This is a genomic window from Congregibacter variabilis, from assembly GCF_045689235.1.
Lineage (GTDB): Bacteria > Pseudomonadota > Gammaproteobacteria > Pseudomonadales > Halieaceae > Congregibacter > Congregibacter variabilis.
This window is the reverse complement of sequence record NZ_CP136864.1, coordinates 3690604-3706765: the sequence shown is the minus strand read 5'-3', so window position 1 is coordinate 3706765 and position 16162 is coordinate 3690604. Positions and strand designations below refer to the sequence as shown.

The window sequence follows — 16162 nt, the reverse complement described above, 5'->3', positions numbered from 1 at the left end:
GATTCCGATAGTCAGTTTCAGGGCACCAAGGATAACCATAGCCACGCAAAAGCGATCACGGGCACAGCCACAAATCGGATGAGAAAATACCACAGCGAAAACAGTATGTCGGGCTCCCGAGACAACTCTTGGCGCAACACCTCCCTCGGCATACGCCAACCCACAAAGAGCGCCAGCAGTAATACCGCAGCGGGAATCAACCACTCGGAAGTCACAGAGTCGAGCCACAGTAAAAAACCCTCGCCTTCAGGCGCGTTAACTAAATCAACCGTCGCATACGCTGACAAAAGGAACGCAATGCCGGTCATGGCAATCGCAGCCTGGAGGCGACGCACGCGAAACTGCTGCTCCAGTACGCTGACTATCGGTTCAATCAGGGCCACTGCCGTGCCCAGGCTCACGATAAACACCGCGAAGAAAAACAGCGCACCATACAAATCCCCAAAGGGCATATTTCCAAAGGCATAAGGAACGCTGATAAAAAGCAGACCGAAGCCCTGCGCAGGCATCAGATTGTTGGCAAACAACAACGGGAAAATAGCGACCCCGGCGGCTACAGCAATTACCACGTCAAACAACGCCACCGTAAGCACCGAGCGCACAATAGGCAGGCGGTCGGGCGCGTAGGCCCCGTAACTCATACCCACAGCAACGCCGATGGACAATGTATACAGCGCATGTCCCAGCGCCGCCATAAAGGACCCCCGATCAAAGTCCATGGGTTGCCAGGCGAACAAATAGGCCCCTGCGGCACTCAGATCACCAAACTCCACCGAAAAATTGATGAGTACGCCCATGAGAGTTATGAGCAGGGGCACAGCGATCCAGACGAATAGACCAATACCTCGACGTACACCCATGGCGACCAGCAAGGTCAGGAGCGCCGCCGCCAGAAACTGCCAACGCAGCAAACCTGCCGGCGCCGATAGCTGTGCGGTGAAATAATCAGCAGCATCTGCAAGATTAATAGCCGCAAAGCCCCCCAGCTGTAGCTGGTAAGCGTAGGACAGGCTCCAGCCAGCCATCAGTAGATAGGAAACCAGTAACAGGAATCCTGCAAGACAGGACAACAAGGCCACGGTCAGCCAAAGTCTCGAGCGACCCGACACCTCGGTGGCCCAGCTCATGGTCAAAAATGGCGAGCCGCGACCATGGCTCCCCAATACCACCTCAGCTACAAGTAGCGGCACACCAATTAACAGCAGGCAAAGCATATAACTTAAAAAAAACGGTGCACCGCCATGCTCGCCCATGAGGTAGGCAAACCGCCATAGATTGCCAAGACCCACCGCCGCCATCGCGAGCGCGAACACAAAGGTCGTGCGCGATTGCCAGCGTTCAACAGGTAAATAGAGCTTCATTGGTATCCGATGGACTGATTCAACTGACAGCTTGCCCCAGCCTGAGGCGGTTGCAAAGTATATTGAGCGTTCAGCTGGGCAAGACTGCCTGTACAATACACCGCATGGGAAAGAAAAAAGCCAAAACAACTGATACTACTATCGTCCAAAACAAACGGGCGCGCTTCGACTATCACTTGTTGGAGAGCTTTGAGGCGGGGGTCGTCCTCACAGGCTGGGAAGTCAAAGCCCTGCGTGCAGGAAAAGCGCAGCTAACGGATTCCTACGTACTGATGAAAGATGGCGAGGCGTTCCTTCTGGGCACGCAGATCACCCCTCTTGCGACTGCGTCGACTCACTATGTTCCGGATCCCACCCGCACGCGTAAGCTTTTGTTGAACCGACGAGAGCTGGCCAGGATTCTTGCCGCTGTGAGCGCCAAAGGTCAGACCTGTGTCTGTACAAAGCTGTACTGGAAGGGCCATCTGGTCAAAGCCGATATCGCCCTTGCACAGGGTAAGCAAGCCCATGATAAGCGTGCGACACAAAAAGACCGCGAATGGGGCGTGCAAAAGCAGCGCATTATGCGCGACGCGGTAAAACAGTAATCTAAGTCTCTGTGAGCCGCTAATGCCTAGGCCAGTAAGGCCTTTAGAGTAATGCTGATACCTACAGCGTAGAGCACGCCAAGGGCTATGCGTCGATAAAGCAGCGTACCAAAGCGCGCAAATAGCGCGTGCCCCAGACGATCGCCAATCAACATGGCAGGCATTCCAAGTACAAACATCCACAAGCTTCGAAACGTCAAATACCCCGATAATGCGAACACGCACAATGCGATAGCCGCTGCGAGCATGAAATACGTCAAGAGCATTGCTCTGCTATGGCGAGCCTCGCCCTGGGTAGCCATGGCAAAGACAATGACCGGAGGACCCGGTATGGCAAATGCACCATTCATAAGACCCGACACCAAGCCTGTAATGATAGGCACACCTCGTTTGGGCGCACGCGGCGACGGGTGATAAAACGTCAACACTGCGCAGGCTCCTATCACCCCAAGACCAATCCACAACTGAAACTGCTCCACCGAGATTTGCTCCAGAAGTTGCGCACCGACAGCAGTACCGGCTATCGAGAACAATAAAATCGGCCACAGCGGCCGTTTTGGCGCGTCCGGCCAGAAGCGGTGTACCGATAATAGACTCGTACCCAGGGTCAGCCCGGCGGTAATCACCACCGCCTCGGTGGGGGCGACAAACAATGCCAGAACCGGCATTGCAGCCAGTGCAAAACCAAAGCCGGTGAATGCACGAAGCAGCGAGGCAAACAACAGTGCCGCCCATATCGCCTGCATCTGGTACACACCGATCTCTGCGAATGTCTGGGCAATTGCCTCAATCATGCTACGTCCAAATAAAAACGCCCCGGCCGAAAAGCGGCCGAGGCGTCGTGTCCAAAAATAGTAGTTACGGCAGCGCCGCGACCCAGGAGCTGTTCTCCAGCCACTTTTGACGAAGCTTGGCGAGTAGGCCGGTGCCTTCGTAAGCCCGCAGATAATTGCGCACCAAGTTCAAAAACTCGGGATCCTCTGAAGACACCGCCACACCAAAGGGCTCAACGGTGAGGGGTTTATCGAGGGTTACAAGGCCTGCATCGGGGTTTCGAAGCACCTCCAGTTTGCAAACCGGGGCATCCGCTACCATGCCGGCAACCGCGCCGCTGGTAACCATGTCGATAGCTTCTTTGTAGTTAGCCACCTCAACCAGCGTCGCATTCGGAGCCGCTTCGAGCACGAAACTTGCGCTGGTAGAGCCTTTTAGGGCCGCTAGCTTCACGTCCGTTGCGGCAATGCCACCCGATGCAATTTGCTCGATCGCTGAACGTGTCGCAAGAATCGACTTACCGCTGAGCAGATAAGGACCGACAAAAGAAGCACTTCTGGAGCGCTCCGCCGTAATGGCCATGCCGGACACTATGATATCGATCTCTCCGGCTTCCAACGCTTTGGTCAAGTCACCAAAAGGCATCGGACTGAGTTTTAGGTCAGCGTGCATGGCATTAGCCAGCGCCTTAGCCAAATCCACGTCAAACCCCATGAGCTCACCCTGACGATTCTTCATGTTCATGGGTGGCTGATCCCCGGACATTCCTACTACGAGAACTTTCTTGTCTACAACGCGATTCAGCGTATCGCCGGCCTGGGCCCAGGGCGCAAGCAGCAGACTCAGCGCCAGAAATCCGCCGGCCATAATTTGAACGGGTCTAAACATAGTTGACTCCCATGGTGTCAGTGATGTGCCGGGTTTTCCGGCGTGATTCAATTCTTGCTGTATGAATAGCAGTTTGCGCTCAGGCGGCTGACTCTAAGGCCTGCTGCCCGGCTCGATACAAACGGCCTGGATTCTTGCCCGTAAGCTGATCGTTCTCTAAGACCGTCTCGCCATCTACGATGACAGCGCGATAACCAGCAGCGTCCTGAAGCAGTCGCTGACCGCCCGCAGGCAGGTCTTGTACCATACGGGGGGCAAAGAGTCTTAGCTTCTCGAAGTTGATCACGTTGATATTGGCTTTGAGGCCTACTTTGAGTCTGCCGCGATCGCTCATCCCACAGTAATCTGCAATATCCGAAGTCAATCGACGAATAGCTTCGGCAAGCTCAATGCGCCCTCCTCGATCTCGATCTCGAGCCCAGTAGGTCAATAAATAGCTCGGAAAGCTTGAATCGCAAATGGTACCTACGTGTGCCCCACCATCAGAAAGACCCATGATGGACTGCGGGTGCTGCATCATTTCGAACACATTATCGAAATTCATGTTGGTGTAGTTGTAGATCGGGAAATACAGCAAAGCCTGCCCAGCGTCTTCCAGCAGCAGGTCGTAGATCATTTCCAGGGAGGACACCCCCTTCTCCTGCGCCATGTGTAGCACGGAGGTCTCGGCGCTCTGCTCATATTCCGGATTGTCGCCCAGCAAGAACGTTTTGCTCGCTACGTAGTCGATTGCGGCCATGAGCGCATCTACGATAGGCGGCACTGGCGTGCCATCTCCGGCCAAGGTTTCCGACTTCTCGGTCAGTATCTGCGCTTTAAATGCTGGATCTTGCATGCGCGTCACACGCTCATGCAAAGGCAAGTCACAGATCGCCTTGTAGCTGGGAAACCCAATAAAAGGATGGAAGGTACATTGCAGCCCCGTAATAACCCCGATACCCCGGGGCGCGGTCTGCAGACGCATTTTGACGCCCTTTGCCTCGGCTTGTTCGGCGCGCTCGATAATGCGTCGCCACTGATCCGGAGCAAAATCACGCTGCATCAAAGAGAGCGAGAATGGTCTCCCCTCCCCGGCTTTGGCCATAATCTCGAGGATATCGAACTCCTCGTCAAAGGCATCACCTTCGCGCTCGAGGTCAAAATCATTCACCGCCTGCAAAGTCCCATGAGAGAGGCCGGCAAACGCGCTCGCAATTCCTGCAAGCTCCTCGGCAGTAGCTTCTGAGGACGGCGTCCAGTCGCCGTCGGCGCTACGGTGCACATCTGATCGACCCGTAGAAAAACCGATAGCACCCGCCTCCAGTGCCTCGCGAGTAATACGACGCATAGCGGCTATATCGGTCTCGGTCGCAGGCTCGTTGCACACTGCGCGATCACCCATAACATATACGCGCAGCGGGTCATGGGTAACCTGCACGGCAAAATCGATACTATGTGGCTTAGCATCCAATGCATCCATGTACTCGGGAAGAGTCTCCCAGTCCCAGGTAAGTCCTTCTGCCAAGGCGATACCCGGGATATCCTCAACACCCTCCATAAGTCGAATAAGCTTCTCTCGATCCGCCTCGCGCACCGGCGCAAACCCCACGCCGCAACTGCCCATGACTACGGTACTGACCCCATGGTTAACGCTGGGCTGCATCCCTGCATCCCAGGAGACCTGCCCGTCGTAGTGGGTATGCAGGTCAATGAAACCGGGAGTCACGATGTGTCCGCTGGCATCCAGGGTGTCACGCGCGTTACCGGCGCACTCGCCGATGGCAACGATGGTCCCGTTACGCACGGCGACATTGGTTTGACGGGGCTCACCGCCTTCACCGTCATAAACGAGACCACCGGTGATTTTAAGGTCGTATTCCATACTTGGGCCTTTCAGTTGTTATTTGATTCTTGTGCATCCGAAGTCTAGGCAGCGCTTTATGCGCTGTCCACAGCGAGCTGCAACACCCTAAGAGAATAAGGATAGGAAAAACCGTTCTTGATTGATGCCCGCAATCTCTTGCAGGGGGCCATCAAGGTGATCAGAATTCGCCGCTTCTTACGTATACACAGCTCGTACCAATACCGAGGACCCCAGCATGGCCGCCGTAGCACCCGCCAAAGTCACCGAAGTGAAGCACTGGAACGATCGTTTGTTCAGCTTTAAGACGGAGCGCGCACCCGAGTTCAGGTTTGAAAACGGACATTTCACTATGGTGGGACTGGAAGTTGAAGGTAAACCAGCATTAAGGGCCTACAGTATCGCCAGTGCCAACTACGAAGAGGAGCTGGAGTTTCTCAGCATCAAAGTAGCTGACGGTCTACTCACCTCTCGTCTTCAACACATCGCTGTGGGCGACGAGGTGCTTCTGGGCAAGAAACCTGTGGGATCGTTGGTGCTCACCGACCTGCATCCGGGGCGATACCTGTACCTGTTTTCCACAGGCACCGGCTTAGCGCCCTTTATGTCGATTATTCGCGATCCCGACGCCTACGCACGCTACGAAAAAATCGTGCTGGTACATGGAGTGCGTCAGGTAAGCGATCTGGCCTATTACAACTACCTGACCGAAGAGCTCCCACAGCACGAATATCTGGGCGAGGAAGTGCGTGAAAAGCTTCTGTACTACCCCACGGTAACCCGCGAACCTTTTCGTAATAACGGTCGTATCACAGACTTACTAGGGAGCAGCAAGCTCGAAGCGGATCTTGGACTTCCACAGATTGATCCCGTGCAAGACCGTGCAATGATTTGCGGCAGCATCGCAATGTTGAACGATATTTCGTCGCTGCTTGATGCGCGAGGCTTCAATGTCTCGCCAAGCCAGGGGGTCGCAGGAGACTACGTCATTGAACGCGCGTTCGTGGGCTGAACGTAGACAGTATTTAGGTACACTGGCGTTGTGAAAAACGCAACTGACATCCTCCAGTTTTGGTTTGAAGAGGCCGGCCCCAGACGCTGGTTCAAAAAGTCAGAAGCCTTTGACGCCGTATGCAAAGAGCAATTTTTGCCTACCTTAGTCGCTGCCAGTAAAGGGGAATGCTGGGAGTGGCGTAAAACCCCCGAAGGACGATGCGCCGAAATCATTGTGCTGGACCAATTTTCACGAAACATCTTTCGCGAGGACGCCCGGTCCTATGCCCAGGATGGCATGGCTCTGGCACTTGCGCAGGAGGCCGTCGCCAGTGGCGACGATCAAGGTATGAATGACGATCAGCGGTACTTTACTTACATGCCTTACATGCACAGTGAATCTCTGGCTGTGCACGAGCAAGGGATGCAGATTTTTGAAACCTTGGGTAATACCGAGGCGCTACGTTATGAAAAAGCCCATCGCGATGTTATCCAGCGCTTTGGTCGATACCCGTCTCGCAATGCAGTACTTGGTCGTCACAGCACCAGTGAAGAACTCGAATACTTAAAAAGCACCACGGGCTTTTAGTCTAAAAACACAGCAGCGCACAAAAAAAGCCCGGGCGTACCCGGGCGCTCACTCCTACCGTGAAAGCTAAACTTTAAAAGTTAACCGAGACACTGTCTTTGAGGTTTCCGGCCTCGTCGTACAGGGTGTACGTGTAACTGCCTCCCCCCTTGCCCAGCGTGTCTGTGTAACCACTCTGGCCAGTAAAGCTCTGAATCACTACACCGTTGCGATCCAGGGAACCCGCAGTTATCCCCGTCCAGCTAAGATCAACCGTTTGTACACCTTTTCGCTTGTATGCATTGGCAGACAAAGCAGTGTCTTGGGGTGGCGGAGGTGGTGGCGGCGGTGGATCGCCTCCATCACCCGCATCGCCGTTCTCCGTGACGATCAGTAGAGCATCAATAAACAGCCTGTCTAAATCCAGATTACCTGAGACGCGATTGCTGTCGCGCACGATCAGCTGCGCCTGGCCGCTCACGGCAGGTAAATCAACGTTATACGTCGACCGTGAACTGCCAAGGGCTATAGCCAGAGGGACTTCGGGACCACCACCAACGGTATAGAAGAAACGCAAGGTATCGCCATCACTGGCAGACTGGTGCCTGCCGGTAAGCGAGAGCCGGACACTGTCACCGCCCAAAACCGCAAAGTTCCAGCGATGTTCCAAATAACTGTATCGGGAGTTTTTGCGTCCTCCCGAGGTTCTCTCGACCACTGCCTGCTCAATGCCATCATTAAGATAAGTATCACGATAATCACCGTTCACTGTACCTGCGACGAATTGCTCGCCCGTAGACAGCTGCTCCACAAAGGCCGGACCGCTGATATCCAAAACGATACTGCTAACACTGGAATCGCCCAGGTCGTCAGTGACCGTCAACTCAGCCGTATACTGCCCACCGCTGCCGTAGCTATGGGAAACAGAAGTTCCGCTGGCGATGCTTCCATCACCAAAGCGCCAGTCCCAGTCAACAATACGGCCGCTGCTATCAACGTCATAGGACGCACTTCCGTCAAAGACGATCGTGTCTCCTGCGGCGGCACTGAGCGTATTGGCAGACGCCACGGCAACCGGGGGCTGGTTATTTACCGTTATTTCAAGACCAGTGCTGTCGGTCAGTCCCGACTCGTTAGTGACCGTAAGTGTCACCGCATAAACTCCGGGAGCGGTGTAAATATGCCTCGGTGCTACAACACTATCAGTACCACCATCACCAAAGTCCCAGTCCCAGAAGACCGCATCACTGGATCCACTGGCATCAAAATCCACACTCAAAGGTGCAATGCTGGCGGTGTAATTAGGGGCCGTAGCCACCGCTATGGGCGGCATGATTCCGCCCGGGTCTGCAGCAAAGCCAGCGATAGAGTAATTACCAAGACTTGCGTAATCCGTGTAGCCGGTGCCCAGAGGGTCACCTTTACCCACGCCATCGACCACCAGAAAGTACTCTCCAGCAGCAACATTCACTGAGATCGCGGCATCAAGAGCGCTCTCTGGATTACTCCGCGCAAGCTCATTGCCCGACGCATCCAGCAACCTGGCTTCGATGTCCAAATTAGGTGCCGAAGGAGCAGGCGTAAGGGAGAGATTCAAGGGTCCTGCTCCGGCAATCAGACTGAAGACATCCAGGTCATCCCGAGTATGAACAACCCCCCGAGCAGCAAGACTGACCTGTGTTCCATCACGACTGCTTTCAAGGGCTGACGCCCCACCGATACTGTCGCCGTGATCGTCCTCAACCAGCGGCGCGCCATAAACCTGCATGCGCGCAAGATCATCTTCAAGATTGTTGGCGTTGTTGTATTCACCGCTGCTCCACTGCACCAGGGAACGGTTATACCCCACCCCCATGATCGCAGCCCAGCCTGTGCTACCACTGCCATGCCCACCGTAATAGGCCGCGCCGCCACTGATTCCATCATGGTTTAGGCCCAGATTATGGCCTGCCTCATGCGTGGCCGCCTCGCCAGCGCCTTTCACGCCGCGATTGAAAACAAATGCGGGCTTATAAAAATCCGAGGTGTCGTCGAAGGCCCGTAGATACGCAAATCCGCCACAGCCACAGCCATCAAAATTGTCTACGGTAAACACGACGCGGGTACCGAACACGCCATCACCACTGCCATCCCGACTGATCGCCGCAGGCCCCGGATCCCGGGTGGTTACGTTGACGTTAAAGGGCGCGAAATCCTCGGCCACCAAGCGCCAAATGGCCTGAATCTCGGTCAGCTCGCTATTGGTAAAAAAACTCGGATCGCCATTGCGGTCATAGGCCGGTGACGTGATATCGCCACCGCCGCCATTCCAAGCGGTGCCCGAAGTGACATGCCCATCAAAATCCAGATACACCGTGCGCGGCGCGGTAGGCTTGCTCTCGAGTAAAAACGTCTCAGAAAGCGGATAGCTTGCCTCCTCGAGTATGTCCGTAGCAAAACTGTCTGCCGGCTCGGGTTCAATATAAAAAGCGCGCCCACTGCGATCAATCCACAGGGTACGATCATCACGCAGGTGACGCGCAAATTCACTGGTACTCATACCGTAAAAAGCAGCCACCGGGGGCAATTTGGCGCCAAGGGCGCCCACAGCAGCCTGGCCACTGACCACATCGGGAAGTTCAATATCGGGAAACTTATCTACCGGCGGTGCCGCAGACACCGAGGTATAAATCAAAGACGAACAGACAAGGGCAAGCGCGCGCAAGCGCCCCCTGGGGGAGTTAAAAATTGTCATTACCGCATCCTCCTAACGACGTACGGTACGTGAATGGATGCAATCAGAGTGGCCCCATTCAGCCAGAGGTGTCAACTCATTTGTTCAGGCTTCGTCAGTGACGAGCAAAAAGAAAAGTCGTTGCCTGACCAAACAACTGAAACAAAAAATGACTAAAAACACTGTTAATTTAGGCTATTTCCACGCGCCCATAATTGCGCCCATCAAGGTCATAGTGATAATCCAGTAACCGCCATTAACGAAAATATAGGGCCACGATCGGAGCTCAAACAGCCCCACAACCCCAAAAGCAAAAAAAATCCAGCCAAAACCGGTGAGAAATCCATACAAAGCACCGCTTTGAAGTGTGATGTCTCCAGCGCCCAAAAACATCGCCAGGCAGTAACTCATGATTAGCAAAAAGATCAGGGACAAACCGAAGATCTTGGCTTTGTTGCCGCCGGCGATCTGCTCTTCAGTGATTCCCGCAGCGTCCATCCAGACCCTTCCAAACAGGAGGGGTGAGTACCACAAGCCCCCCACCACAAAGCCCGCCACAGCGGCGGTGACCACTGCCATCCAGTTAATTGACACTGCATCCATGACACGCTCCCTATGCAAATTATTATTGCCTTATCTTTGGGAGAATTGGTCAGACATCGGCGGCTGTCAAATTAGAAGTCGTAGGTAAATTCAGTAGAAATCCCCATTTGTGCTAAACTTGGAGGACACTTGGGGGCGTTACGGATTCGACGACGGTAACAAAACCTGCGGTGCATGCCGTGATGGTAGCCAATCACGTAAATCCAAAGCTGCAAACTATTAGTTGCCAATGACGACAACTACGAGGTAGCGCTGGCTGCGTAAGCAGTCATCAATACTTCATCTAGTGGCTTCGGCCCTAGCGGTCTCTAGCAAGGTTCCAGCCCCGCGTTACTGACTGTCATATAGAACTGGATCGCAGCAAAGCAGGCTCCGGGCCGCGCTGCTAAAAATTTACGGAGATCGCCAATCACGTCCTGCCCGTTGGGCTGTGTGCGGCTAGATTAATCAACGGGATCTAAGCATGTAGAGCCAATGGCAGAGTGCTGGCGGACGCGGGTTCAACTCCCGCCGCCTCCACCAAATTACAAAGGACTGGTCCATAAGGGCCGGTCCTTTTTTTGGCTAAAATCCGCGAATGGCTAACTACAGTTCCCCAGATTTGCTTATACGCCTGACATACCGACCAGCTCCGGGGGGGCTGGTAGATCACTTAAATCAGCCCAAAAACTACACCCAAGATGCTTATCTCAATGAATCTGCCCCAGAAAGCATAAACTCTCCAACGGAGCTCTCCTCATACCTACTTGTGCCTGCCGCGGAACAGAAGTGCTCCGAATTCCCCAGACCAAGGGCACACGGCGACAACCCCAACGCCGTACCGACCAAATACATTTGCTGATATAAGCAGCCGACATTTTTTTGAATCAACGAGTAGCTCAGGCCCTCGTATTTCCATGCATTACGCCCAAAGCGTGCCGCTAACGTTATCAATACATCAGGCGGCACCTGCGTTCCTGACGCAGCCATTGCATCTCGTACTAGGGACATCTGACTCTCACCCATGTCCGCTAAGTACCCAAGCTCATGGGCCACGGGGTCATAGTGATACAGACCCTGCTCCAGTCCAATACAACCACTAACCGTCAGGTAGATTTCAAGTTCATGAATCGCACCACCACTTGGATAAGGCCGAAGCTGATATCCGTAGCTCTCCGGACACTCTACTTCGCTGGGAACATCCGCCTGGGTCCGAGCCGTATGCCATAAGAAAGCCCCTAACTGCTCTAAGCTTAAGGGCTTCTCGCCGCGCGACCGCCTGGAACGACGCGACTCCAGCACGGCAAAAAAGTCAGGACTGGAAACGCTTGGCATCGGACCCGCTAGCTGAATACGTTTACGCGAAGCAATGGCCGCTTGCATCGGAGGATGAGGCAAAGTGTCCTTGAGGCGAAATGTGGGACCTAGCGGGTACTCATGACGACCTGATCGACTCCTGACATGAAAAAGTAAATCATGAAACTCCCATAGCCTAAGAGACTGATCCTGATCTTCGAACACACGGTCGCTTACATCAGTACGAAAAACCGCTCCAGCATTCATTAACAAAACTACAGCCTCTCTCACGGACTCAGAGTAAAAGGATGGCAGGAGTAGAGCAATCTCATCAATACTCTGAGGCTTCGCAAGAAGAGCTGGTAAAGCGCATAACAGAGGATCGAGCAATGTGATGCGCGCATGCCCCAGGGGGCACTCCACGATCATTGCGCTGCCTTCCCGCCTGATATAGCCGAAACGCGAAAAACGCAGCGCTCCGGTACATTCTTGATCCTGAAAACTGAACTGCGGAGATGTAGGCTCCAGCAAAGCTAATTTGCGGCTACCCTCTAGCAAGGTATAGCTTAGAAAACCCCTCTGGTTGAGTCTAGCGAGCAAGTAATGGAATGACATCGCATTGGCGTCGGGCTCAGCAATCCGTGCAATTTCTACCAATTGCGCGGCCGCGTAGCCTCCATCAACCAAGTGTGTAAGGATCGCGTTAAGGCCGGCACCCGAATCGTGTATTCGCAAACGGCGCCCATCGCGGGAGGCGATGAGGAGCACATCGCCGTCATCCTCCAACTCGACGCCTGATCGCAACTTAAGTTGGTAGCTATACATAGTGACTCTGACGCTACATAAACATTGAAATCGGATTCAACTCGTCTTCACTTAACGCTTGCTCCAGCCATCCCATCTCCGCCGGCACCTCGTAGAGTCGACCAGCTCCGAAACGTGCCCAAAAATGGCGCAGTCCAGGCACCACAACTTTGACGACAGGCATCTGTATGTCAGAGCGCGTCTGATTGAGAACAAGTAACTCCATACCTCTTGCTTCTATCAACGAACGGCAGTATTCAATGTCACGCAAAAAATCGCCGCTATGCGTTATCGCGTAGTCTGAAAATTGCTTGAGCTCCTGACCAGTATCCGGCGCCATATAGGACTGCTCCTTGATAGTTGCACTGGTCAGCCACTCAAGCGTCTCCGGATCTTCAAGTGATGGATCTTTGCCCCCACCAGGGTAGGCAGTACCAAGCATCTGGTTCATTTCGGCATAGGCCCGCTGGAGAGCGATACGCGCGTCCAAATGACAGCCAAACCCAAACAACAGCTGCTCTTGCTCAGCATTCCGGGCTCGTGAAACAGCTACAAACACCGGAATTCCAAGGTCACTTGTCAAATCCAATGCCCAACAATCGCGATCGAATTGTTGAGCATATAACTCGGTCAACTCGAGAATCCAGGGTTCGCAAAACCCTGCTAAATCCACACCTTGCTTTTGCAATCGGTTGTACCACCAGATTGCAACGGCATCGCGTTCAACAAGCTCGAAAAACCCGTGCAAGATAGCCTCTTCCATCGTGTTTCCTGAAGCGCAGCCATTCGAACATCCTAGGCTAAAAACTCGATCGCAAGTTGAAGAGGCGGGGCTTGCGTAATAAAGGAGCTGCGTGGGGAGATACTTAGGTCTCCCATGGCTTAGAGACCACATTGGCGTCCAATCAATAGGCTCGTTCGCAGGAAGAATTTCAGGTACGACGTTGTATTTAGATCGCACAGCATTCAGCTCGTGCTGCTTGGCTAATTGCGCGTCGCTAAAGCGCATAATCTCGTTAGGATGGATAACATCGGCACCGTGATAATCGAGCATCTGAGCGTAGCTAAATGTAGAAATCTGTTCAGTACCCTGTCGTTCTGACGAGTAACGTTCAATCGACTCACACAATGCGCTAACCTTGGCTTGGGTCACAGACACTCCCTTCCCGCAGCATGCGTTACGTAAACCCAACTTTAGATGATCAAGGGTCGTCATACTTATCGCCGGGTTATACCCACCCTTGTATACCTGAAATATACCGCCAACTTCGCTCATCGCTGACAGCTCAGTTACGACGCCGACGATTGGGCTCACCAGATGTTGATAAGTCGAAAGGGTTACCTCTGGGGTCACACTCCGATGACCGCCATCACCCAAAAAACAAGCCTTTCCCTCGGAAAGAATCACCTCGGGTGTTTTCGCGACCTGTGGAACACCACAAGTCGGACAGTTCGGGTGGGGCAGTAACAAATGGGTTTCAAAGGTGTTTTCCGACCAGTCCAAACTTTGTATCACACCTTTAAGTCCACTGCCGGCACCACACAGAAACTTAGCTACCGCCATTGCGGCTATGTGACTACCCGCTAACAATGTGGAAGGAAGAGACCCCAAGGCGGTAAGTGGAGGGTTCTCCAAGCCATTCCTTGCGGCTACAAAACTATGGACCACACGATTTCGAGCAAGACGCCTGCGCAAACACAACCAACAGCCATCTTCGCCCGCCTCAAACACCGGCCCCAGCCACAGTTCAGGCCCAACCAATCGCAACAACATCCATGAGCGCCCCGAATTCACGGCATCGGCGTTAATCTGGGTCAACTCGGAAGACTGATAATCGTCCGTAAGCACCACCGTTAGATCGGCATGTTCCTCGGCAGTCACTCGCACTCCCATCGAGTCGAGCGCCACCTCCAGCTCATTAAGCCCGATGGCTGAAACGCTCTTGACAGTCACGCATTTTTCTTTGAGCGCACTCAAAACCGCGCCGGAATCCAATCCGATCCCCTGCCAGAAAGCTGCAATCGGCGGCGAAATCTCGGGCGTCGCTTCGACTAACAAGCCTCGGGCCTCCATGCGACTCAAGGCGTAATAAGCCGTTGCCGGATCTAACGTGCCGGCCAAGCAAGCGACAATAACTTCGGTGCTACGAACACCATCGATCAGTGGAACAAGATTCTCATAAGCATCGCCCTGCAGTGCACTGGCAGTAGACTCAGACAGCACCACGACCCCATCACCGGGAATCACTTCCAGATGCAGATTAGCTTTGAACGCAGGAATTCGGATCAAAAGAAGAAAGTTACAAAGTCATGTTCAATAAGCGAGCCGCCGCTCGAAAAATTTACAGCTTCACATGTCAGAGATACAGGCCCAACCAAGTGCTGTTCAACGCCCACCGGCCGACTACTGCCCGCTGTCATGGAGCGGATCGAGCAATTATCGAGCGACCGTGCCACTCGCTACTGATAGCACTATCAATCAGACTGATACGGCGTTCCATTTCAACCCTCTTCTCATCAGGCAAGCCCTGTATTCTGTTAACATTCTCCTCGAGGTACGCGGTGCAGTCCCAGCAATCTCGACCTGTCACTTCACCCTTGGCGTAATAGGAAGGTATCTGTGCATCGACCGATCGAAGATAGTCAAAAACATCTTGCTCCGACCAGTTCTCTAGTGGATAGACGTATTCCACGCCATCTACAAGCTGCCCAGACTTCAGTGGGCCCTTATGCGAGTCATCAGCGCGCTGCCCTCGTATTATTCTGGTAGCACCCAGATCTTTCATAGCCGATTGCATCGGGGCCCAGATATTTCTGCCGCAACAGCTTAGGTAGTCCTGGATTACTGGCCCATCACCCGACATCAGCTTACGCCCTATCGAGGTGCTGTTAATAGGAACCACATCGGCTGGCCACCCGTACTTCGCGATATTGCCGGGCTGATCTGTCTTAACTTCCACAAAATTAGGAAGCACCTGCCGCCACTCTTCCATGTATTCAATGACATCGGGATAAGCTGCTCCCGTATTGACCCAAACGACGTAAATGTCATCCCATTCGCTTTCAAACAGGTGCAAGCATGCCAGCGAGTCTTTGCCCCCGGAAAATTGCAGCGCAGTAACCATCAAAAAACCTTCTGTTTAAGCAAAAATTACGACCTACACTTAAAACTCACTTGCAACCCTTTAGAAGCCCAGCGCTTGGTTAGCACAAAAACCCACGCATTCAACGTCATGGTAGTCAAAATTTTCTGTTCGAGAGAAGGACGAGAATTGCAGACCCTGGGGGACACTTAAAAAGAATTTGTCACAAAATTTATCGAGAACGTGAGTACCCATGCGCTCGCTGAACTTCACGCATGGGTGCGGTCGTCTTGGTTAGAAGATGAGCGCTGCTCCGGTCATAGCAATACCGAGTGGCAAGCAGCAAAGGCCACCTGCAACATTGTCCAGATCATCATCGGACAGACTAGTTGGCTTGGCAGGCAGCACGATAGTATGCAGCTGTTCGCTATCCTCCACTACACGAAGGGAAACACCTTCTGGCATTTCCACACCTTCGGCTTTCAACACGGCAGCCGGATCATTAATGAGCTTTTGCTTATAATCGTCGTCCGCCCAACATTTTGCGACGACTTGACTAAACAACTCGTTTGCTTGTTCTTGACTCATAACATTTCCTTTAGAATTTACGTCCGATACCTCGGACCTGATAATTAACCAACTCGACATAAACGACCGCAAAAGTTGAGGTCGC

General features: G+C 53.4%; 13 protein-coding genes and 1 other RNA gene. 4 read left to right on the top strand and 10 right to left on the bottom strand.

Going from position 1 to position 16162, the window contains the following annotated elements:
- Positions 1-17: 17 nt before the first annotated feature.
- The gene (locus R0135_RS16655; protein WP_407348030.1) at positions 18-1361 is read right to left on the bottom strand and encodes a sodium-dependent transporter; all 1344 of its coding nucleotides are present in this window, start codon (positions 1359-1361) and stop codon (positions 18-20) included.
- Positions 1362-1465: 104 nt separating this feature from the next.
- Between R0135_RS16655 and smpB the strand changes: the two genes are divergently transcribed.
- Positions 1466-1948, top strand: a complete 483-nt coding sequence (smpB, locus tag R0135_RS16650) for an SsrA-binding protein SmpB (protein WP_407348029.1) — start codon at positions 1466-1468, stop codon at positions 1946-1948.
- Between the two features lie 26 nt (positions 1949-1974).
- Here the strand turns inward: smpB and R0135_RS16645 are convergent, their stop codons facing one another.
- From R0135_RS16645 to R0135_RS16635, 3 genes are all read right to left on the bottom strand, one after another.
- Positions 1975-2742 carry a sulfite exporter TauE/SafE family protein gene (locus R0135_RS16645; RefSeq protein WP_407348028.1) on the bottom strand — a complete coding sequence of 256 codons (768 nt, stop codon included), beginning with the start codon at positions 2740-2742 and terminating at the stop codon, positions 1975-1977.
- Positions 2743-2806: 64 nt separating this feature from the next.
- Entirely contained in the window at positions 2807-3610 is an 804-nt protein-coding gene (locus tag R0135_RS16640; protein ID WP_407348027.1) for a transporter substrate-binding domain-containing protein, read from the bottom strand.
- Between the two features lie 79 nt (positions 3611-3689).
- Entirely contained in the window at positions 3690-5471 is a 1782-nt protein-coding gene (locus R0135_RS16635) for an amidohydrolase family protein (RefSeq protein WP_407348026.1), read from the bottom strand.
- A 217-nt stretch (positions 5472-5688) separates the two neighbouring features.
- On the opposite strand from R0135_RS16635, the gene R0135_RS16630 reads away from it, so the two are divergent.
- Both R0135_RS16630 and R0135_RS16625 read left to right on the top strand, forming a co-directional pair.
- On the top strand, positions 5689-6462 hold the full coding sequence (locus tag R0135_RS16630; protein WP_407348025.1) for a ferredoxin--NADP reductase: 774 nt from the start codon (positions 5689-5691) through the stop codon (positions 6460-6462).
- A gap of 30 nt (positions 6463-6492) precedes the next feature.
- Complete coding sequence (locus tag R0135_RS16625; RefSeq protein WP_407348024.1) at positions 6493-7032, top strand: DUF924 family protein; 540 nt, start codon at positions 6493-6495, stop codon at positions 7030-7032.
- A gap of 73 nt (positions 7033-7105) precedes the next feature.
- Here the strand turns inward: R0135_RS16625 and R0135_RS16620 are convergent, their stop codons facing one another.
- Both R0135_RS16620 and R0135_RS16615 read right to left on the bottom strand, forming a co-directional pair.
- Complete coding sequence (locus tag R0135_RS16620) at positions 7106-9745, bottom strand: PKD domain-containing protein (RefSeq protein ID WP_407348023.1); 2640 nt, start codon at positions 9743-9745, stop codon at positions 7106-7108.
- Between the two features lie 174 nt (positions 9746-9919).
- The gene (locus R0135_RS16615; RefSeq protein ID WP_407348022.1) at positions 9920-10327 is read right to left on the bottom strand and encodes a DUF1761 domain-containing protein; all 408 of its coding nucleotides are present in this window, start codon (positions 10325-10327) and stop codon (positions 9920-9922) included.
- A 131-nt stretch (positions 10328-10458) separates the two neighbouring features.
- Between R0135_RS16615 and ssrA the strand changes: the two genes are divergently transcribed.
- Positions 10459-10849, top strand: a transfer-messenger RNA (tmRNA) gene (gene ssrA / locus R0135_RS16610).
- A 162-nt stretch (positions 10850-11011) separates the two neighbouring features.
- On the opposite strand, the gene R0135_RS16605 is transcribed toward ssrA, so the two are convergent.
- The 4 genes from R0135_RS16605 to R0135_RS16590 all read right to left on the bottom strand — a co-directional run bounded on the left by R0135_RS16605 (position 11012) and on the right by R0135_RS16590 (position 16077).
- A complete protein-coding gene (locus tag R0135_RS16605; protein WP_407348021.1) occupies positions 11012-12427 on the bottom strand; it encodes a SagB family peptide dehydrogenase in 1416 nt (471 codons plus the stop codon).
- A 13-nt stretch (positions 12428-12440) separates the two neighbouring features.
- The gene (locus tag R0135_RS16600; RefSeq protein WP_407348020.1) at positions 12441-14696 is read right to left on the bottom strand and encodes a TOMM precursor leader peptide-binding protein; all 2256 of its coding nucleotides are present in this window, start codon (positions 14694-14696) and stop codon (positions 12441-12443) included.
- Positions 14697-14823: 127 nt separating this feature from the next.
- Positions 14824-15531 carry a phosphoadenosine phosphosulfate reductase family protein gene (locus R0135_RS16595; RefSeq protein ID WP_407348019.1) on the bottom strand — a complete coding sequence of 236 codons (708 nt, stop codon included), beginning with the start codon at positions 15529-15531 and terminating at the stop codon, positions 14824-14826.
- A 252-nt stretch (positions 15532-15783) separates the two neighbouring features.
- A complete protein-coding gene (locus tag R0135_RS16590) occupies positions 15784-16077 on the bottom strand; it encodes an NHLP leader peptide family RiPP precursor (RefSeq protein WP_407348018.1) in 294 nt (97 codons plus the stop codon).
- Positions 16078-16162 lie beyond the last annotated feature (85 nt).